Origin of the sequence: Photobacterium proteolyticum (genome assembly GCF_001939735.1) — a bacterium.
GTDB lineage: Bacteria > Pseudomonadota > Gammaproteobacteria > Enterobacterales > Vibrionaceae > Photobacterium > Photobacterium proteolyticum.
Genome location: NZ_MJIL01000069.1, coordinates 307,696 through 327,188, shown reverse-complemented (window position 1 = coordinate 327,188; position 19,493 = coordinate 307,696). Strand labels below are relative to the sequence as shown.

Here is a 19,493-nt window from a genome sequence, read left to right as displayed (position 1 = left end):
ACTCTGACAACCCGCATCGATGTTTGTTCAATACAAACAGCGGGCCGATGCCCACTATTAGTTTACAGAATCCTTAAGCGCTTTACCCGCTTTAAAGCCAGGTACTTTCGCAGCAGCAATCTGGATTTCTTCACCTGTCTGTGGGTTGCGACCGGTACGTGCTGCACGCTCACGTACAGAGAAAGTACCGAAACCAACTAGCGCAACCTGATCACCTGTTTTCAGGGTGTCTGAAACAGCGTCAATGAATGCATCCAGAGCACGACCAGCTGACGCTTTAGAAATATCTGCATTTTCAGCAATTTTATCAACTAACTGAGTTTTGTTCACGATTTCATCCCCTCTATGAACCTTGTCCGCAAGCCACCTTGTCAACAAGCTTAAAACTTGCAACGGACAAAAAAAATGTATCAGGCCTAATTATACCAGCACAGAACACCTGAGATACGGGTAAGTATTGATATTATTGAGCTTACAGCGAATTAGACCTAACTTATAGCGATACAAAAAAACGCTGACAAGGCTTTTTGCACCTGAAAGCGTTTTTTCTTTACTTAACTTTGCTGCATGTCACTGTTTTGGGCGTTAACCAGCTCAATGCCTGTCGGATTATTCTGCAGTGCAACGGTCAGCACCTCATCAATCCAACGCACCGGACGCACGACCAAATCAGCAATCACGTTATCTGGGATCTCTTCCAAATCACGCTCATTCTCTTTCGGGATAAGTACCGTCTTGATACCCCCACGGTGTGCAGCCAGCAGTTTTTCTTTCAGGCCACCGATCGGCAATACTTCACCACGCAGCGTGATTTCACCCGTCATGGCAACATCACCGCGTACCGGGTTACCCGTCAGACTAGATACCAGCGCCGTACACATCGCGATACCTGCACTCGGGCCGTCTTTCGGTGTTGCGCCTTCCGGTACGTGAACATGAATATCACGCTTCTCGTAGAAGTCTGCAGCCACACCAAGACGTTCGGCACGGGTACGCACGACGGTCATTGCCGCCTGGATCGACTCCTGCATTACATCACCCAGCGAACCGGTGTAGGTAAACTTACCTTTGCCCGGCATCGACTCAGTTTCAATCGTCAGCAGATCACCGCCTACTTCCGTCCAGGCCAGACCGGTTACCTGACCAATACGGTTGTTCTCTTCAGCTTTACCGTAATCGAAGCGCTGGACGCCCAGGTAAGCTTTCAGGTTTTCCTGAGTGATCGTCACCGTCTTGGTGTCAGTATTAAGCAGGATCTCTTTTACCGCCTTACGGCATAGTTTGGAGATTTCACGTTCCAGGCTACGCACGCCCGCTTCACGGGTGTAATAACGGATGATGCCGATCAGGGCAGAATCATCGACTTCAACCTCACCCGGCTTCAGGCCGTTGCGCTTGATCTGCTTCTCCAACAGGTGGCGCTTGGCAATATTGAGTTTCTCATCTTCGGTATAACCCGAAAGACGGATCACTTCCATACGGTCAAGCAGCGGTCCCGGAATGTTCATTGAGTTCGAGGTCGCCACGAACATCACGTCAGACAGATCGTAATCAACTTCCAGGTAGTGGTCATTGAACGCATTGTTCTGTTCAGGATCAAGTACCTCCAGCAAAGCTGACGATGGATCGCCGCGCATATCCGATGACATCTTGTCGATCTCATCCAACAGGAACAGCGGGTTTTTCACTTCCACTTTGGCCATTTTCTGGATCAGTTTGCCTGGCATAGAACCAATATAGGTACGACGGTGACCACGGATCTCCGCCTCGTCACGTACACCACCCAGTGCCATACGCACGTACTTACGGCCTGTTGCAGCTGCAATAGACTGCCCCAGCGAGGTTTTACCGACACCAGGAGGACCAACAAGACATAGGATAGGTCCCTTCAGCTTGTTGATACGGCTCTGAACCGCCAAGTACTCAAGAATACGCTCTTTAACACGTTCCAGACCATAATGGTCAGCATTCAAGACTTCTTCTGCCTTGGCCAGGTTTTTCTTCACCTTAGAACGCTTGTGCCATGGCACGCTCAGCATCCAATCGATATAGCCGCGCACAACCGTCGCTTCCGCTGACATCGGCGACATCATCTTCAGCTTCTGCAATTCCTGCTCAGTTTTTTCACGCGCCTCAGCCGGCATTTTCGACTCTTCGATCTTCTTCTTCAAAGATTCGAATTCATCCGGTGCATCATCCAGCTCACCCAGCTCTTTCTGGATAGCCTTCATTTGTTCATTGAGGTAATACTCGCGCTGGCTCTTTTCCATCTGCTTCTTAACGCGGCCACGAATGCGCTTCTCAACTTGCAGCAGGTCAATCTCAGATTCCATCATTGCCATCAGGAACTCGAGGCGTTCCGTGATATCAACGATTTCTAGCACCTTCTGCTTGTCGGCAAGCTTAAGCGGCATATGCGCAGCAATGGTATCGGCAAGGCGTGCCGCCTCATCAATACCGTTCAGCGACGTCAGCACTTCCGGCGGGATCTTCTTGTTCAGCTTGATAAAGCCTTCGAACTGGTTGATCGCCGTACGGACCAGCACTTCCTGCTCACGCTCGTCCATCTCCTGGGTTACAAGAAATTCAGCATCTGCAGTGAAAAACTCATCATCACGTAGATTTTCAACCTTGGCACGCTGCTGGCCTTCAACCAGCACTTTCACCGTACCATCAGGCAACTTCAGTAACTGAAGAATAGTGGCAACCGTACCGACATCATACAGATCGTCGATCGAAGGCTCGTCGGTAGCCGCTTCTTTCTGGGCTACCAACAAAATTTGCTTATTGTCATCCATTGCCGACTCAAGACAACGAATAGATTTATCCCGGCCTACAAACAATGGAATAACCATATGAGGGTAGACCACCACATCTCGTAGTGGCAGAACGGGGATCTCAAGGCGTTCCGAACGCTCCAGGTTCATATTCTTCTCTCTTCCGTTCAATCTCTTTACTGAGTATATGGGGGTAAAGCAGAAAGATTCAACGGGATAAGTAACAGAAAATAAAAAAGGAGGCAAAAGCCTCCTTTTTTTCAACATTATGAGCAGTAATTACACAATCATTCAGCGCCAGCTGCTTGATTTTCTGTGTTTTCATAAATCAGCAATGGGTCGGACTCGCCCTTGATGACTGATTCATCGATGACTACTTTGCTCACGCCTTCTGCAGAAGGAAGTTCGTACATGGTATCTAGCAGAACAGCTTCCACGATCGAGCGTAGACCACGAGCACCGGTTTTGCGCTCCATTGCCTTACGGGCAATCGCTACCAGCGCATCATCACGGAACTCAAGCTCGACATTTTCCAGCTCAAGCAATGCGGCATACTGCTTGGTCAGTGCGTTCTTCGGCTCGCGCAGGATCTGCACCAGGGCATCTTCGTCCAGTTCGTTCAGGATCGCCGTGACAGGCAGACGACCAATGAACTCTGGGATCAGACCGTACTTAACCAAATCTTCCGGCTCAACCTGCTCAAACAGATCGCTCAGTGTGCGCGACTCGTCTTTAGAACGAACATCGGCACCAAAACCAATACCTGTACCGGTTGCTACACGCTGATCAACCACTTTATCCAGACCAGCAAATGCACCACCACAGATAAATAGAATTTTAGAGGTATCAACCTGCAAGAACTCCTGCTGTGGGTGCTTACGGCCGCCTTGTGGCGGAACAGAGGCAACAGTACCTTCGATCAGTTTCAACAAGGCCTGCTGAACACCTTCACCCGATACATCACGGGTAATCGATGGGTTGTCTGACTTACGTGAAATCTTGTCGATTTCATCAATGTATACAATACCACGTTCTGCTTTTGCTACGTCGTAATCACACTTCTGTAGCAATTTCTGGATGATATTTTCTACATCTTCACCGACATAACCCGCTTCTGTCAGCGTGGTTGCATCAGCCATAGTAAACGGTACATCCAACATACGAGCCAGTGTTTCGGCCAGTAGAGTTTTACCACTACCGGTCGGGCCGATCAGCAGAATGTTACTCTTACCCAGCTCTACACCGTCACTGGTGGTGTCGCCATTTCGAAGACGTTTGTAATGGTTGTACACCGCTACTGCCAGTACCTTTTTCGCATGGTTCTGACCAATAACGTAATCATCCAGGTTCGCACGAATTTCCTGTGGCGTTGGAAGTTCGCTGCCGTCTCGCTTCGGCATCACTTCTTTAATTTCTTCGCGAATAATATCGTTGCATAGATCAACGCACTCATCGCAAATATAAACAGAAGGGCCAGCAATCAGCTTGCGAACTTCATGTTGACTTTTGCCGCAGAAAGAGCAGTACAGCAGTTTTCCACTACCACTCTCTTTTCGCTTATCTGTCATTCGCTAACCTCTTTTTGGGTCTCAACCCATCATTGCCTTGTTTTGAGTGTATAACAACTCTTATCATTTTGCTCCGCGTCTCAGCAAACCTGTGCCACGGAGCCAAAAACAGAGTTAGTCACGGTTACTCAAAACTGCATCTACCAAGCCGTACTCGACTGCTTGCTCTGCCGACATGAAGTTATCACGATCTGTATCGCGCTCAACCACCTCAAGCGGCTGGCCAGTGTGCTCGGCAAGCAGATTATTTAGTCGTTTCTTGATAGTTAAAATTTCTTGAGCATGGATCTGAATATCAGAAGCCTGGCCCTGGAAACCGCCTAGCGGCTGGTGAATCATCACGCGCGAGTTAGGCAGACAGAAACGTTTGCCCGGCGCACCGCCAGCCAGCAGGAAGGCGCCCATTGAGCAAGCCTGACCCATACAGAAAGTACTCACGTTTGGCTTGATGTGCTGCATGGTGTCATAAATTGACATGCCGGCAGTTACCGAGCCACCCGGTGAATTGATGTATAGAAAAATATCTTTGTCTGGATTTTCAGACTCAAGGAATAAAAGCTGCGCAACCACTAGGTTGGCCATGTGATCTTCTACCTGACCGGTCAGAAAAATCACACGCTCTTTTAGCAGTCGGGAATAGATGTCGTAAGAACGCTCACCACGAGAAGTCTGCTCGACCACCATAGGTACCAGCGCGTTCATAATTGGCGACATGGCGTTGTTGTCTTGGTAGCTCATAACGTTATTTCCCTAAAATAAATGGCCCGAATGAAATTACTCTCACACGGACCATTGTTAGCAGAAGATTTGAAACAAAGTCAAATCTCTACAGTAATTTCAGCAAATTAAGCTGCAGGCTGCTGCTGGTTCATTAGCTCGTTGAAGCTAACTTCTTTGTCAGAAACCTGTGCTTTAGCTAGAAGTGCGTCAATCGCCTGCTCTTCCAGAGCAACGTTGCGCATGTTGTTCATCATCTGCTCGTTCTGCTCGTAGTAAGCAACAACTTCTGTTGGATCTTCGTATGCAGAAGCCATTTCAGAGATAAGCGCTTTAACACGCTCGTCATCCGCTTTCAGCTCTTCTGACTTGATCACTTCACCCAGAAGCAGACCAACTACTACACGACGCTTAGCCTGCTCTTCGAACAGTTCACGTGGTAGTTCAGGTGCATTTGCAGCATCACCGCCGAAGCGCTGAGTTGCCTGCTGGCGAAGAACGTTGATTTCCTGGTCGATAAGCGCTGCAGGAACGTTGATGTCGTTCTGCTCGATTAGGCCGTTAAGAACCTGGTCTTTGATACGACCTTTAACCGCTTGCTTAAGCTCGCGCTCCATGTTCTTACGAACTTCAGCTTTCAGACCGTCAACAGAACCGTCTTCAACACCGAACTTAGAAACAAACTCTTCAGTTAGCTCAGGTAGTTCCTGTGCTTCAACTTTGTGTAGTTTGATTACGAAAGACGCTGCTTTACCTTTTAGGTTCTCAGCATGGTATTCTTCTGGGAAAGTCACTTCTACAGTGAACTCGTCACCCGCTTTCTTACCAACGATACCGTCTTCGAAGCCTGGGATCATACGGCCCTGGCCCATTGCAAGAGCGAAACCTTCTGCTTTACCGCCTTCGAATTCTTCGCCGTCTACAGAACCGGTGAAGTCGATTGTTACGCGGCTGTCTGCAACTGCTGCTTCTTCAACTTCAGACCAAGTTGCCTGCTGCTTGCGTAGCGTGTCCAGCATAGTCTCAACGTCTTCGTCTTTAACTTCTACTGCTGGCTTTTCAACAGTGATCTTGTCTAGGCCAGCTAGTTCGATCTCTGGGAATACTTCGAAAGACGCTTTAAATACTAGATCTTTACCTTCAGCGATTTCAACTGGAGTGAAAGTAGGCGCGCCTGCTGGGTTGATTTTTTCTTTAACAATTGCTTCGATGTAGTGACGCTGCATCACTTCACCAAGGATGTCTTGACGAACTGAAGCGCCAAACATACGAGCAACCATTTTCAACGGAGCTTTACCTGGACGGAAACCATCGAAACGACGATTCTTAGCAATTTTCTTCAGTTCAGCTGTTACTGCATCTTCAATGTTAGCAGCAGGAACTGTGATAGTTAGATGGCGTTCTAGGCCTTCAGTGGTTTCAACGGTAACTTGCATTTTATTTAACCTCAAAACTTACTCAGCATTCTCTGAGTGATGTTGCCGATCAGTCATATGCTGACGGTGGCATCCTTTCGTGTTATGGCTTACGACAAGGCAAAAACCATAACGCCTTAATTCTGATAATTTCTGTATCTATTTGGCCTTAAAGCCACGAAGCCAGAAATTAAAACGCGGTATTATAGCGAGCTGAAGCGCTGTCGTCGAGACGAGTCAGCCCAACCGCAATCAAACCTTTCACACAAGATAGGGGCAAAAAATCCATTTTCAAGGAGAAACTGTAAAAATCTCCCTACCTTTTCTGTTTTTTTGACAAAGAATTGGAATATCAGCGCCAAATGCCTCATGAATGCCGATTTTATGTTCAGACTGGAGCACTACTAACTGGCTCCTTCAAATGAAACGATCAAAAAGATTCTAAATAAGCAACAATGAGCACACTAGGTGCAAACCATCAGAGATATCATTTGAGTTAGCACTAACAGGCAAGGATATATTGCTCGACTACAAGGATATCAATATGAAAAGGAATAAAGCGAAGGTCATTGCTTCCTGGCACCCATCAAACCCAAGAGAAATGGCAGCACTACAAGCACTATTGATTCAGGAAATTGGTGGACAACCTGCACACCACCAAGGCGGTACAGGAAAAACCGGTAACAATTCCGGGCGAGTTATCCGATAGTGATAAACCAGTAATACGCAGTAAAAGTCTCTCAGCCGAAGAGCGAACTTACTAAATCGGAACACAGGGAGATAAATAAAGAGAGGAAATGGCGCGCCCTGCAGGATTCGAACCTGCGACCACATGCTTAGAAGGCACGTGCTCTATCCAACTGAGCTAAGGGCGCATCATTATATGTAACGATAAGTTACGGGACGGGATTATACGTCCCCTGACAGTCACGTCAACGCTTTTTCTCCGAATTTAGCCCCCCTTCCTATCAAGTGCTCAAAGTAACAACAATTTGCATTAATTTCAGTACTTAACTGCCTTTTTTGCAGCTCTCAACGCGTCGCCAGCAACAAACCTAATCATCTACACACACCAGTCCGTCGATTTTGCTTCAACCATAATCTTGTGAAAGAAAAGCATTTGTATTGCCTAAAAAGGAACAAAGCAAACGTTTGCGCTGTGGATCTTGGTCACATTCTTTGCGACAATGTGAAAGCTCCGTTAACTACAGCCCAAAGGATAATCATGGCCGCTCAAATTATTGATGGAAAACTCATCTCCCAGACCGTTCGACAAGAAGTTGCTGCCCGTGTTAAAGCACGAGTGGATGCGGGTTTGCGTGCCCCAGGTTTAGCCGTTGTGCTTGTTGGACAGGATCCGGCATCTCAAATTTATGTCGGCAGCAAGCGTAAAGCCTGTGATGAAGTCGGCTTTATTTCTAAGTCATTTGACCTGCCGGCTGCAACCTCCGAGACTGAGCTGCTGGCTCTGATCGATGAACTCAATAATGATAAAGAAATCGACGGCATCTTAGTTCAGTTGCCTTTACCTGCCGGTATAGATACCACCAAGGTCATTGAGCAAATCGATCCGGAGAAAGATGTCGATGGCTTCCACCCGTATAATGTCGGCCGCCTGTGTCAGCGTATTCCTAAGCTCCGCTCCTGCACCCCCAAAGGCGTAATGACACTGCTTGAACGCTATAACATCGCCGTTCGAGGTAAGCACGCCGTTATTGTCGGAGCATCCAACATTGTCGGCCGTCCGATGACACTTGAGCTGCTGCTTGCAGGCGCCACAACAACAACCTGCCACCGCTTTACCAAAAACTTGGAGCAGCATGTTCGTCAGGCCGATATCCTGATTATTGCCGTCGGCAAACCTAACTTCATTCCGGGCGAGTGGATCAAAGAAGGCGCTACCATTATGGATGTCGGTATCAACCGATTAGACAGCGGCAAGCTAGTCGGTGATGTTGAATACGATATCGCCCGTGAGAAAGCTCGCCACATTACTCCGGTACCGGGGGGAGTCGGACCAATGACAGTCGCTACGTTAATAGAAAACACCCTGCTCGCCTGTGAGCAGTATCATTCGGACTAAGGGGCTAGGATCTAAAGGCAGTACCAAAGTACGTAAGTCGAATATAAAGAAAAGCGAGAGATTTACACCTCTCGCTTTTTTGAGTCTAGAGCCGGTTTTTCCTGAAACTCGCTACTTATAGCGTTTTTACCACGTCTTTCAGGTAGGCTTTAAAATCTTCGCCAAGGGTCCCGTGGCGAATACCATACTCAACAAACGCCTGCATGTAGCCTAGCTTGCTTCCGCAATCGTGGCTCTTCCCCGACATATGAAAAGCATTGACTTGCTTGGTTTCCATCAACATGTCAATGGCATCAGTCAACTGAATTTCATCACCAGCACCAACAGGCGTTCTTTCAAGCAGTCCCCAAATCTCTGCCGGCAATACATAGCGGCCGACGATTGCCAGATTTGACGGCGCTTCTTCCCGATCCGGCTTTTCAACAACCTTGGTCATTGGCGCAGATTCACCCGGGTTCAGCTCAGAACCATTGATATCAGCCACACCATAGCTCGACACCTCTGACATTGGCACAGGTTCAACCATGACCTGGCTAACCTCGGTCTCATTAAAGGCCGTTACCATCGCAGCCATATTTTCCTTACGCAGATCGCTGGCCGCATCATCCAAAATAACATCAGGCAGAACAACGGCAAACGGCTCGTCTCCTACCAGCGGATGGGCACAAAGGACTGCATGCCCCAGACCTTTTGCCTGTCCCTGACGGACATGCATAATCGTGACATCTTTAGGACAAATGCTCTGTACTTCATCAAGCAACTGACGCTTAACACGTTTTTCTAACGTTGCTTCCAGCTCGAAAGAGGTATCAAAATGGTTCTCAATCGAGTTTTTCGATGAGTGAGTAACCAGCACAATCTCTTTGATACCAGCCGCCACACACTCATTCACTACATATTGGATCAGAGGCTTGTCAACGATTGGCAGCATCTCTTTGGGGATCGCCTTAGTTGCAGGCAACATACGCGTACCGAGACCGGCGACAGGGATCACCGCCTTACGAACAGGGGAAGTATTAGACATTCTTAATTCCATTAATCAATAATCGGGCAAACTATAACAAACTGTGGTTAAACTATCGACACCGTCTCTGGCAGTGAACACTGCCAATTATTTCTTCACAATATCTTCATTTTGAACACTAACTTTCACCGGCTTACCCAGCAGGTTAATCAGCATAAATGAACGTTTCTCGCCATCAGGCTCCTGGTAAATCGCTTCAATACCCTTGAACTGCCCCTGAGTCAACTTCAGGCTTTCACCTGGTTGAGGGAAGCTTGACAGTTTCACCTGATGCTCTTCACTGTCTTCGTTCATCATCAAGCCGTAGATCAGGTCCGGCTGAACAGTTTGGGGCTTGGCACCCTGGCGAATAAAGCTAGCCACTCCGCGTGTTGAGCGGATGGTGGTATAGCTGATCTCTTCCGGGTCGAAATAAACAAACATATAACCCGGAAACAGGGGTTCGGAACATTCCGTTCGCTTGCCCCTGACAATTTTTTGCACTGTCACCTGAGGGTAGTAACACTCAACACCTTGGCGATCAAGATTGATCACTGCGCGCTCCTGCTCGCTGCGCTTACAATATAGGAGGTACCAATCTTTCATAATTTTCTTAGCCTAATTCACGCCAACTGAAACACTCCCTAAATTATAAGTACTGATAAACAAAGAACAACTTATTCCAAAGTGGTTGATATCACATCAGATTCTCTCCAAACACCCGCCACAATTGTAACAACCATTAAAAACACAAAAATGCAACACAAAGCACCAACTTAAAAACAAAAAACAAAATATACATCCACACCAAACAGAAAAACCAGAATTATACACCAAACGAGCCATGTAAATCTGAGATTTCATTTTTGACCAAATGATATGCAACCACTTACAAATCAAAGGTTTACATTGTTTTTCATTTGTTCTGCAAATGTGAAAATTTGCAGTTTAAAAGTTTGTGCTTTATAAAAAGAGCCGAATTTGCAATCACACATACAACTCAACACAGAGAATAATTATGAGCAATCTGAGAAGTGGTACATTGCTTGGCCACCCTAAAGGTTTGTTTCTACTGTTTGGTACAGAACTTTGGGAACGATTTTCTTACTATGCCATGCGCGCGATTTTGGTGCTTTATCTGACAGATAAAACCATCAACGGCGGCCTTGGCTGGTCGACTCAAGACGCACTCAACCTCTATGGCATCTACACCGGTCTCGTCTACATCACTCCTCTAATTGGTGGATGGATTGCCGATAACTTCCTAGGTCAGCGCCGCTCAATCATTATTGGTGGTGTCCTGATGGCTCTCGGCCAGTTCACCCTGGCACTACCAAATAGCATGGTCGACCCGCACTCAGTTACTGCTTTCTACCTGGGTCTGGGCCTGCTGATCATTGGTAACGGTATGTTCAAGCCGAACATTTCAACCATGGTAGGTGACTTGTACGAAGATGGTGATAACCGTCGTGACGGCGCTTTCACTATCTTCTACATGGGTATCAACCTTGGTTCACTACTTGCGGGTATTATTGCAGGTGCTGCATCAGCGGCTTACGGCTGGAAGGCAGGCTTCCTGACTGCCGGTATCGGTATGGTTATCAGCCTAGTTACTCAGATGGTGTTTGCTGAACGTCTATTGGGCAATATCGGTAAAGAACCTGCAGCCAAGCGTGCCGCCGCGATGAACAAATCCGGTAAACAAGAGCCGCTAACCAAGCAAGAACGCGATCGCATGAAAGTTATCATGATCATGGGTCTGTTCGTGGTTATTTTCTGGGCTGGCTTCGAACAAGCCGGTGGTCTGATGAACATCTTCTCTCAGCAATATACTGACCGTATGATTGGTAGCTTTGAAGTACCAGCAGCATGGTTCCAGTCTCTGAACCCGTTCTTTGTAATCACGCTTGCTCCGATCATCGCTTCTATCTGGGTGAAAATGGGCCCTAAAGAGCCAAGCTCACCAATTAAATTTGCGATGGGTCTTTTCTTCCTTGCGGTAGGTTTCCTATGCATGATCGGTGCGGTTATGCAGCAAGGTGGCGATCTTACTGTTAAGACATCAATGATGTGGCTAGTAGGTGCATACTTCTTCCACACACTGGGTGAGCTTTGCCTATCACCAATCGGCCTGTCAATGGTAACCAAACTTGCCCCGCTACGCCTTGCATCTTTGATGATGGGTGCATGGTTCGGCTTTAACGCAATTGCTAACTATGTAGCCGGTATCATCGGTTCACAAGTGGGTGAAGCAGGTCCAATGGCAATCTTCAGCGGTATTGCAATTGCAGCAACAATTGCCGGTGTACTGCTACTACTTTGCTCAAATCAGCTTATCCGCTGGATGCACGGTGCAGAAGGTAAAGTTGTCGAAGAAGAAGCGACAGACGCGAAACCTGTTGAAGCATAAAAGTATAGGGGACTAGATCCTAGTTCCTAGGTAAAAGCATACAATGCAAAAGCGAGAGCCATTGGCTCTCGCTTTTTTGTTTTTAGGTTCTAGGTTCTAGGTTCTAGGTTCTAGGTTCTAGGTTCTAGGTTCTAGGTTCTAGGTTCTAGGTTCTGAAATGTTCAAAAGCCCACAGGAAGTATCAAGCTCTTCCTCGGCACTTTTCTTCCCAGGAACCAGAGCCCGCACTTAAAACCCGCACCGCTTTAAAGTAAGGCTGAAACTGGCCGAGCCAATTTCACTGAGAGATAGTCGACCTCCGGATTCGGAAAGCGGCAAATGGATGGTGTCATTTTGGTAGGCATTTTTACCAAGCCAGGGCTGAGCAACCAGCTCTTTATTACCTTCACTGGTTTGCAACATTGCAGCCAAGCCTGTCGATGTGACAGACAAGCTCTTGTCGCAGGCATCAAAAATACCAAATAAAGCTTTGATCGGCGCGGCATAACCCGAATGTTTCATCCCTTTTTCAATCAATTGAATCAAGCTTCGAATATCATGCTCATCGGCCATCCGAGTACGTAGGAAATCATTAAAGAAGGCCCTAATAAGCAAGGTGGTCGCGGTGCCATTGTCGTTATCTGTCGACGAGTCGACCAGGTAGAAGGCCAAACGCCCGTCCATGAGCCAGGTATAATCCAGTAGCACAGGCTGGACATCGGTCGACTGCAGAACACAATAATTCAACTGCCAGTCACCCTGCTTGGACTCTGTCTCCGGCATCAGACCCAGTAACAACTCGCGAGCAGCCCTCGGGTTGGCCTTGAGTTCTTCAATATGCCATTCCAGCTCCTCATCGACACAGCTCTCATCGCCTCCGATCCCAAACCACTGACTAGAAAAATCTCGGTTTTCCGTCACGGAATCTTGAGACTTCAGAACTGACAACATGGCTGACTTCAGCACCATGATGTTATCCAGCGGCTTGATCAGAAAATCCTTAACCCCATGGCGAAGCGCCGTAGCAACATCTGCCATATCACCAGTGCCAGAAATAACAATAATCGGCACCATCGGATACTGTACGGAAATCTCTTCGACAAACTCCATCCCGGTCAATACCGGCATTGCCAAGTCACAAAGCAGCACATCAGGGATGCCGTCTCTTAGCGCTTGTAACCCTGCCAGCCCGTCTTCAGCTTCACGCACTTTACAGCCCTGGCTCTCGAGGAAACCAGTGATCATTCTGCGAAAAACAGGATCATCTTCAACCACGAGAACATCTTTATCCTCAAGCAAAGGTTGTGCCCTCCATGAATGATGATTATCTTTTCCCTGAGTATGCTCAGGACGACATGCGGCTTTATCTGAATGCGTGTGCATGAAAACTCGAATTGCTAACCAATCTATCAAAAGCATAGGCCGGAATTAATATTCCGTCATAACTATCGCAGATTTCAGCCCGTAAATTATTGGATTATGCAACCTACTTCAAAAATTAACCTTTTCAAGGCATAAACATCGCCCTTTTTAGTAGGTAGAACCATGTTGATATTGATTTACAGCAAAACTTGTTACGATAGTGACACCTCATAGCACAATTTGTTATACCATTCTCCGATTATTAGTTTTCAGTGATTGTATGACTATGAAGCTTGACGATTTAAATTTGTTTCGTATGGTTGTTGAACACGGCAGCTATACTGCCGCCTCCCGTAAAACTCAGGTTCCAGTTGCCACATTAACACGACGGATCCAAGCCCTGGAAGAGTGCCTAAGCATTCGCCTGTTAAACCGTCACGCGCGAAAACTTTCACTGACAGAGGCCGGTCAGAAATTCTATGATGATTGTAGCCCTCTGCTGCAACAGTTGGTCGATACTACCGAGCACATTAGCGAAGAGTGCAAGGGAGCGGCTGGCAAGCTGAAAATTGCCGCTCCGTCAAACCTGACCAAAGTGATGCTGCAACCAATGCTGAATGCGTTTATGCAGGATCACCCGGCAATCAGTATTGAACTGCATATGAGCAGCGAGCCGGAGCAGCTTGATCCGACAGATTGGGATGTTATTTTTCGAGTCGGCCCGCAGCGCGACTCAACACTGATTGCCCGGCGCATCAATTCGGTCAAAGATATCCTGGTCGCCAGCCCAGATTATCTGAGAAATAACGCCGAACCCAAGCATGCCCAGGATCTCCATCAGCATTCCCTGCTCAAAGGCAAGCCATTGCTTCGCTGGCGCCTGACCGACAGTAACGGCGAGACCGTCACGGTAAATGAACGGGGACGTTTTGAAGCCAACCAACTTAATGTTGTGCGCAAAGCGTGTGCAAGCGGCCTTGGTATCACACTGATGCCGGATGTGATGCTGGAAAAATATATCGCCTCGGGTGAGCTGGTCCGTATTCTTGAAAACTGGTCGGCCAACCCACGGGAAGTCTACCTTCTCTATAACCACCGCGATTACCAGCCAGAAAAACAGCGTCTGTTCATTGAATTCGCGAGCGAATACTTCAAGCTTTAACCCCTACCTGATAGTTCTTCCACCTCCAGCCGGAATGTCCGGCTGGTGAGTACCAATTTCTTGCCAACCCTGATAACCCCGACTAAACGTTAATAGACTGAACAGAGCAATTGGCTGCCCTTTTTCGAGGCGTAGGAGCCAATGACACTTGATACAAAGGACTCCTAATTGTCCTGTTCAGTAAGGACTAAGAGCACAATCGTGATTTGGGGAAAGTGTTCTTTGAACCATTAATCTTATCGTGCAAAATCTCGCACAAGATAACGGGGAAACGTTATGATTCTGGGACATTTATTTGGGCTGTATACACACCCGAAACAAGAATGGCGTACCATTGACAAGGAACATGAAGGGTTCCAAAGCAGCCTTTCTCATATCTTGCTGATCGCGTTGCTGCCACCGACCTTTGCCTTTATCTCCAGTGTCTTCATCGGCTGGCGAATTGGCGTCGGTGAACCAATCTTCCTCACCCAATCCAGTGCATTAGGCATGTCTGTTGCCATGTATTTTGCACTCATTGCCGGTGTCTTTGCTCTCGCCTACCTCACTTATTGGATGAGCCATACATTCGGTTCGACGCCGACCTATACCCAGGCACTTGAACTTGCCGCCTATACGGCAACGCCGCTGTTCATGGTCAGTATTGCAGCTATTTACCCTCAGGTCTGGTTCCTGATGATTGCTGGCCTAATCGGGATCGCCTACTCGGTGTATCTGCTTTATACCGGCGTTCCAATTCTGATGCATATTCCTGAAGAGCGCGGTTTTATCTATTCCAGCTCCATTGTGACCTGTGGCCTGGTGCTACTGGTATCGATTATTGCCGGCTCAGTCATTCTCTGGAATCTCGGACTGGGACCTCAGTTTAGCCATTAAGCGGATAGAGACGAGTGAGGGGGTGGAATTAACCCCCTCCCAACCTCCCCCTTTAAAAGAGGGAGGAGCTAATAGAAGGACTACACACCCTCGTTATGCAATTCCAGGTTTGCCAAATCCTGCTGAATAGTACGCTGAGTCTTGGAATCTTCGCTACGCAACGACTCCAGATATTCAAGGTACTCCTGATTGACATCACCAGTCACATAGCTACCGCTGAATACCGAGGCTTCAAACTGCGGGATATCCGGATTTCCTTCCAGAACCGCTGACACCAGATCGTCAAGATCCTGGAAAATCAGGCCATCAGCACCAATCATCTTGCAGATTTCATCCACTTCGCGACCGTGAGCGATCAGCTCGTTGGCACTTGGCATGTCAATACCATAAACATTCGGGAATCGTACTTCCGGCGCTGCTGACGCCAGATACACTTTACGAGCACCCGCTTCACGGGCCATCTCGATAATTTGCTCGGAAGTCGTACCACGGACAATAGAATCATCCACCAGCAGCACGCTTTTATCTTTAAACTCAGAACGGATCGCATTGAGCTTGCGGCGAACTGACTTACGACGCATTTGCTGCCCCGGCATGATGAAAGTCCGGCCAACATAACGGTTCTTCACAAACCCCTGACGGTAAGGCAAATCAAGACTGCGAGCAATTTCGAGCGCACTGTCGCATGAAGTTTCCGGTATTGGGATCACGACATCAATGTCCAAATCATCCCATTCCCGCTTAATCTTCTCACCAAGCTTGGTGCCCATCCGAACACGGGCACCATACACTGACACCTTATCGATAAAGGAGTCAGGGCGGGCAAAGTATACAAACTCGAAGACACACGGGTTTAGTGTCGGGTTGTCAGCACATTGCTCGGTGAAGAGCTCACCGTCAAAGGAAATATAAACAGCTTCGCCTGGTGCCACATCGCGGACAAAGTCAAAACCTACTGCATCGAGAGCCACTGACTCCGAGGCAACCATGTATTCCGTTTTGCCGTCGACTTCACGCTTGCCCATACATAGCGGACGAATACCGTGCGGATCACGAAATGCAATAATACCGTGTCCGATCACCATAGCAACAACCGCATATGCACCCTTGACGATTCGGTGGACTTCGCGAACGGCTTTGAAAATATCTGTTGGGTTTATTGGGTAGGACTGAGCATGTTCGAGTTGATTGGCGAGGACATTAAGAAGAATTTCCGAATCAGAGGTCGTATTGACATGACGCCTAGCCTGCTCGAACAACGTCTCCCTGATTTCGGCTGCATTAGTGAGGTTACCGTTATGCGCCAGTGAAATACCATAAGGTGAGTTGACGTAAAACGGCTGTGCTTCCGAGGCACTTGAGCTTCCTGCCGTCGGATAACGGACATGACCGATACCTACATTGCCCTGAAGGCGCTGCATATGCCTCGCTTCAAACACATCACGTACCAGACCATTTGCTTTTCGCAGACGGAAACGATTGCTTTCCAGGGTAACAATACCGGCGGCATCCTGGCCGCGATGTTGTAGCACGGTCAGTGCATCATAGATAGACTGGTTTACCGGGGTTGAACCCACGATTCCGACAATACCACACATGTCCTAATTCCTCGTCACGCATTAAGTGCAATTATAACAGCCTACCCAAATCACGCTTATCAGCAGGGGCGGTATCTGCCGCCCCTGGTAACAATCAATGAATAAACAAACTGTCTAAATACCGATGCTACAGTGCACCGGGCAAAAAGCTTGATGTGTCTTTGAGGTAAGTGAAGAACCATTCAATCACGACGCCGAACTGCGGGATCAACTGCGACTCTTTCCACCAGTCGGCACTTGCAAACCCTGTAAACGCATCGATAAAGAACAGCAGGGCAGAGACAATCAGTACTCCCCTCACTCCGCCAAAGACAATTCCCAGAACCCGATCTGTCCCAGACAGGCCCGTTTTCTGTACTAACTGTCCTATTACATAGTTCACGACCGCACCGACAATCAGCGTCGCAATGAACAATGCTGCGATGGCACTACCGTTACGTAGCATCTCATCCTGTATATTCGTAAAGTACGCTGCCAGCTCGGTATAAAAGTTACTGGCGATGAAAAAGGCAGCGAACCAAATTACCAGTGACAAGGCTTCCTTAACAAAACCACGGATCAAACTGACCAGTGCAGAGAAGCCTATTACGCCTAAAATTACGTAATCAATCCAGATCATCATTTGTTATATTCATCTTGTTGGTGCGTATTCTAACAGAAAAAATGAGAACGCAAACGTTTACCTAAGGGTTTAGTGGGTTAAATCTGAGCAATCGGCCCTTTAGACCGGTTAATTTTTCCAATTCTTTGAGCTGGGTAGAAAGCTTGGATTTTGACACATCCGGACCAACAACAACTCGCGCCAGATCACCTTGCTGAGGCTGCTTGGGAAAAACATGTGCCTGATAACCGGCATCACGTAGCTTGCTGACCAGTTGGTTAGCGTTGTCAAAATTGCGAAATACACCAAGTTGTACAACCCAGCCGCTATCTCGGTTACCAACCTTTGGCTGTGTGACTGGGGCAGGTTCGACCTTGACCGTGCCACGCTCCGAGACAGTATTGCTCGCCTCCGGCTCATCAATCACGACGGTCACAGGCTCCGGCGGCAAATCGACCTCGGCAAACTCGGGCTCGGGGATCACTTCAAACTCCCCTTCCTCGCCAATTTCAGGCTGAAGCGGAATACTGGCAAACTGTTCTTGGTAATGCTGCTTCTTGCCATCAAACAAGTCAGGCAGAAAAATAACACCGATCGCCACCAAAATAATGGTACCGACCAAGCGGCTTTGGAATTTACTTGCCACGTCTACTCCTGGGTTGATGCTAAGTGACTGGAAATCTGACCGACAGTGTAAAACGAGCCAAATACGATTACCATATCCTCGTCGCCGGCCTCTGTCAGCGCTGTGTCATAAGCTTGTTCCGGCGTTGGGTAAGGCTGACTATCACCCGGCAAGTGCGCAATAATTTCATCGGCAGTCGCCGCCCTTGGCCCTTCAAGCGACGCTGGGTACCACACATCGACGACATCATGCATCTCTGCCACCGTTGCTGCTATATCCTTATCGTGCAGCATGGCTACAACAGCATGAATGCGGCCTTTGTTTTCGCGCTGCTTAACTAAAGCCAACTGCTGGGCAAAGTACTGTGCTGAGTGGGGATTATGTGCCACATCCATAATAACGAGCGGTGAGTCGGATACACGCTCCATTCGACCAGGCAGCGACGCCTTTGCCAGACCATTGGCGATATTCTCATCACTGATATCCAGCTCGGCAGCGCCCAAGGCCATCAGTGCCGTTGCCGCATTGGGCAGAGGAAGAGACGGCAAAGGTAAGTCATTAAGATCAAATGCCCCGCAATGCCAGCTCCAGCTATTCTCAGACTGCTTGTAATCAAACTGATAACCAACCTGATAAAGCTTGGCCCCAATGTCATCAGCATGAGCAGGAACGGTTGCCGGAGGATTAGGCTGACCACATATTGCAGGCTTCTGTGATCTGAATATGCCCGCTTTCTCATAGCCGATCACTTCAATATCGTCACCCAGCCAGTCGACATGATCAACGGCCAGACTGGTAATAACCGATACATCATGATCAACAATATTGGTGGCATCAAGGCGTCCGCCCAATCCCACCTCCAGAATAACCACTTCAACCTGATGGCGTTTAAAAAGCTCCAGAGCAGCCAGCGTGCCGAACTCGAACAGGCTCAAGCTTACGTCCTGCCGGTACATCTCAATGGCTGCAAATGCCCTGCTATGTTCATCATCGGCCAGCTCGGCGCCGTTGATACGGACACGCTCGTTATACCGAACAAGGTGAGGGGAACTGTAGACACCGACCTTGTATCCGGCGTCAAGCAAAATAGCTTCCAGAATTGCACAGGTAGAGCCCTTGCCGTTAGTGCCGGCAACAGTAATAACATGCGGTGCGGGTTTCGTTAACTGGCCGCGCTGAGCGACACGTGAGGCGCGATCTAATCCAAGATCAATGGCACTGGTGTGGAGGTTTTCTAAATAAGTCAGCCAATCGGCTAATGGAGCGGTGGCTAGTGGTGCTGTCAGTCCGGACATTTGTTATCGTTCTAAATTAATA

Annotated in this window: 17 protein-coding genes and 1 tRNA gene; 5 read left to right on the top strand and 13 right to left on the bottom strand. The window is 48.1% G+C overall.

Annotation, left to right across the window (positions count from 1 at the left end; translation table 11 throughout):
- Positions 1 to 57: 57 nt before the first annotated feature.
- The 5 genes from hupB to tig form a co-directional block, all read right to left on the bottom strand.
- Positions 58 to 330 carry a nucleoid-associated protein HU-beta gene (hupB, locus tag BIT28_RS12575; RefSeq protein WP_075764154.1) on the bottom strand — a complete coding sequence of 91 codons (273 nt, stop codon included), beginning with the start codon at positions 328 to 330 and terminating at the stop codon, positions 58 to 60.
- Positions 331 to 554: 224 nt separating this feature from the next.
- Positions 555 to 2,927: an endopeptidase La gene (lon, locus tag BIT28_RS12570; protein ID WP_075764152.1), complete on the bottom strand. Its 2,373-nt coding sequence runs from the start codon at positions 2,925 to 2,927 to the stop codon at positions 555 to 557.
- Between the two features lie 137 nt (positions 2,928 to 3,064).
- Positions 3,065 to 4,345, bottom strand: a complete 1,281-nt coding sequence (gene clpX / locus BIT28_RS12565; RefSeq protein WP_075764150.1) for an ATP-dependent protease ATP-binding subunit ClpX — start codon at positions 4,343 to 4,345, stop codon at positions 3,065 to 3,067.
- Between the two features lie 114 nt (positions 4,346 to 4,459).
- A complete protein-coding gene (gene clpP / locus BIT28_RS12560) occupies positions 4,460 to 5,083 on the bottom strand; it encodes an ATP-dependent Clp endopeptidase proteolytic subunit ClpP (RefSeq protein WP_075764148.1) in 624 nt (207 codons plus the stop codon).
- A gap of 107 nt (positions 5,084 to 5,190) precedes the next feature.
- Positions 5,191 to 6,498: a trigger factor gene (gene tig, locus BIT28_RS12555; RefSeq protein ID WP_075764146.1), complete on the bottom strand. Its 1,308-nt coding sequence runs from the start codon at positions 6,496 to 6,498 to the stop codon at positions 5,191 to 5,193.
- A 523-nt stretch (positions 6,499 to 7,021) separates the two neighbouring features.
- Here tig and BIT28_RS29540 point away from each other — a divergent pair.
- Positions 7,022 to 7,186, top strand: coding sequence for a hypothetical protein (locus BIT28_RS29540; protein WP_175577521.1), 165 nt, complete (start codon positions 7,022 to 7,024; stop codon positions 7,184 to 7,186).
- 89 nt (positions 7,187 to 7,275) lie between these two features.
- Here BIT28_RS29540 and BIT28_RS12550 read toward each other — a convergent pair.
- Positions 7,276 to 7,352: transfer RNA gene (locus tag BIT28_RS12550), tRNA-Arg, on the bottom strand.
- 350 nt (positions 7,353 to 7,702) lie between these two features.
- Between BIT28_RS12550 and folD the strand changes: the two genes are divergently transcribed.
- Entirely contained in the window at positions 7,703 to 8,560 is an 858-nt protein-coding gene (gene folD, locus BIT28_RS12545; RefSeq protein ID WP_075764144.1) for a bifunctional methylenetetrahydrofolate dehydrogenase/methenyltetrahydrofolate cyclohydrolase FolD, read from the top strand.
- A gap of 115 nt (positions 8,561 to 8,675) precedes the next feature.
- Here the strand turns inward: folD and galU are convergent, their stop codons facing one another.
- Together galU and rfaH are read right to left on the bottom strand one after the other, a co-directional pair.
- Entirely contained in the window at positions 8,676 to 9,584 is a 909-nt protein-coding gene (gene galU / locus BIT28_RS12540) for a UTP--glucose-1-phosphate uridylyltransferase GalU (protein WP_075764142.1), read from the bottom strand.
- A gap of 87 nt (positions 9,585 to 9,671) precedes the next feature.
- Positions 9,672 to 10,169: a transcription/translation regulatory transformer protein RfaH gene (rfaH, locus tag BIT28_RS12535; RefSeq protein WP_075764140.1), complete on the bottom strand. Its 498-nt coding sequence runs from the start codon at positions 10,167 to 10,169 to the stop codon at positions 9,672 to 9,674.
- 412 nt (positions 10,170 to 10,581) lie between these two features.
- Here rfaH and BIT28_RS12530 point away from each other — a divergent pair, with 412 nt between their 5' ends.
- The gene (locus tag BIT28_RS12530; RefSeq protein ID WP_075764138.1) at positions 10,582 to 11,973 is read left to right on the top strand and encodes a peptide MFS transporter; all 1,392 of its coding nucleotides are present in this window, start codon (positions 10,582 to 10,584) and stop codon (positions 11,971 to 11,973) included.
- 228 nt (positions 11,974 to 12,201) lie between these two features.
- On the opposite strand, the gene BIT28_RS12525 is transcribed toward BIT28_RS12530, so the two are convergent.
- Positions 12,202 to 13,251, bottom strand: a complete 1,050-nt coding sequence (locus BIT28_RS12525) for a response regulator (RefSeq protein ID WP_075764136.1) — start codon at positions 13,249 to 13,251, stop codon at positions 12,202 to 12,204.
- Between the two features lie 349 nt (positions 13,252 to 13,600).
- Between BIT28_RS12525 and BIT28_RS12520 the strand changes: the two genes are divergently transcribed.
- Both BIT28_RS12520 and BIT28_RS12515 read left to right on the top strand, forming a co-directional pair.
- On the top strand, positions 13,601 to 14,476 hold the full coding sequence (locus BIT28_RS12520) for a LysR family transcriptional regulator (protein ID WP_075764231.1): 876 nt from the start codon (positions 13,601 to 13,603) through the stop codon (positions 14,474 to 14,476).
- Positions 14,477 to 14,752: 276 nt separating this feature from the next.
- Entirely contained in the window at positions 14,753 to 15,352 is a 600-nt protein-coding gene (locus BIT28_RS12515) for a Yip1 family protein (protein ID WP_075764134.1), read from the top strand.
- Between the two features lie 80 nt (positions 15,353 to 15,432).
- Here BIT28_RS12515 and purF read toward each other — a convergent pair whose 3' ends face one another.
- From purF to folC, 4 genes are all read right to left on the bottom strand, one after another.
- Positions 15,433 to 16,950: an amidophosphoribosyltransferase gene (gene purF / locus BIT28_RS12510; protein WP_075764132.1), complete on the bottom strand. Its 1,518-nt coding sequence runs from the start codon at positions 16,948 to 16,950 to the stop codon at positions 15,433 to 15,435.
- A gap of 127 nt (positions 16,951 to 17,077) precedes the next feature.
- Positions 17,078 to 17,569, bottom strand: coding sequence for a CvpA family protein (locus tag BIT28_RS12505; RefSeq protein ID WP_075764229.1), 492 nt, complete (start codon positions 17,567 to 17,569; stop codon positions 17,078 to 17,080).
- A gap of 64 nt (positions 17,570 to 17,633) precedes the next feature.
- Positions 17,634 to 18,197: an SPOR domain-containing protein gene (locus BIT28_RS12500; RefSeq protein ID WP_075764130.1), complete on the bottom strand. Its 564-nt coding sequence runs from the start codon at positions 18,195 to 18,197 to the stop codon at positions 17,634 to 17,636.
- Positions 18,198 to 18,199: 2 nt separating this feature from the next.
- Complete coding sequence (gene folC, locus BIT28_RS12495) at positions 18,200 to 19,471, bottom strand: bifunctional tetrahydrofolate synthase/dihydrofolate synthase (protein ID WP_075764128.1); 1,272 nt, start codon at positions 19,469 to 19,471, stop codon at positions 18,200 to 18,202.
- Positions 19,472 to 19,493: the final 22 nt, after the last annotated feature.

Bases quoted from the DNA above. Each gene is read 5' to 3' on its own strand.
- purF (WP_075764132.1), bottom strand. From the start codon at position 16,950: ATGTGTGGTATTGTCGGAATCGTGGGTTCAACCCCGGTAAACCAGTCT.
- BIT28_RS12530 (WP_075764138.1), top strand. From the start codon at position 10,582: ATGAGCAATCTGAGAAGTGGTACATTGCTTGGCCACCCTAAAGGTTTG.
- BIT28_RS12520 (WP_075764231.1), top strand. From the start codon at position 13,601: ATGAAGCTTGACGATTTAAATTTGTTTCGTATGGTTGTTGAACACGGC.
- folD (WP_075764144.1), top strand. From the start codon at position 7,703: ATGGCCGCTCAAATTATTGATGGAAAACTCATCTCCCAGACCGTTCGA.
- BIT28_RS29540 (WP_175577521.1), top strand. From the start codon at position 7,022: ATGAAAAGGAATAAAGCGAAGGTCATTGCTTCCTGGCACCCATCAAAC.
- clpX (WP_075764150.1), bottom strand. From the start codon at position 4,345: ATGACAGATAAGCGAAAAGAGAGTGGTAGTGGAAAACTGCTGTACTGC.
- BIT28_RS12505 (WP_075764229.1), bottom strand. From the start codon at position 17,569: ATGATCTGGATTGATTACGTAATTTTAGGCGTAATAGGCTTCTCTGCA.
- rfaH (WP_075764140.1), bottom strand. From the start codon at position 10,169: ATGAAAGATTGGTACCTCCTATATTGTAAGCGCAGCGAGCAGGAGCGC.
- tig (WP_075764146.1), bottom strand. From the start codon at position 6,498: ATGCAAGTTACCGTTGAAACCACTGAAGGCCTAGAACGCCATCTAACT.
- clpP (WP_075764148.1), bottom strand. From the start codon at position 5,083: ATGAGCTACCAAGACAACAACGCCATGTCGCCAATTATGAACGCGCTG.
- folC (WP_075764128.1), bottom strand. From the start codon at position 19,471: ATGTCCGGACTGACAGCACCACTAGCCACCGCTCCATTAGCCGATTGG.
- galU (WP_075764142.1), bottom strand. From the start codon at position 9,584: ATGTCTAATACTTCCCCTGTTCGTAAGGCGGTGATCCCTGTCGCCGGT.
- lon (WP_075764152.1), bottom strand. From the start codon at position 2,927: ATGAACCTGGAGCGTTCGGAACGCCTTGAGATCCCCGTTCTGCCACTA.
- BIT28_RS12515 (WP_075764134.1), top strand. From the start codon at position 14,753: ATGATTCTGGGACATTTATTTGGGCTGTATACACACCCGAAACAAGAA.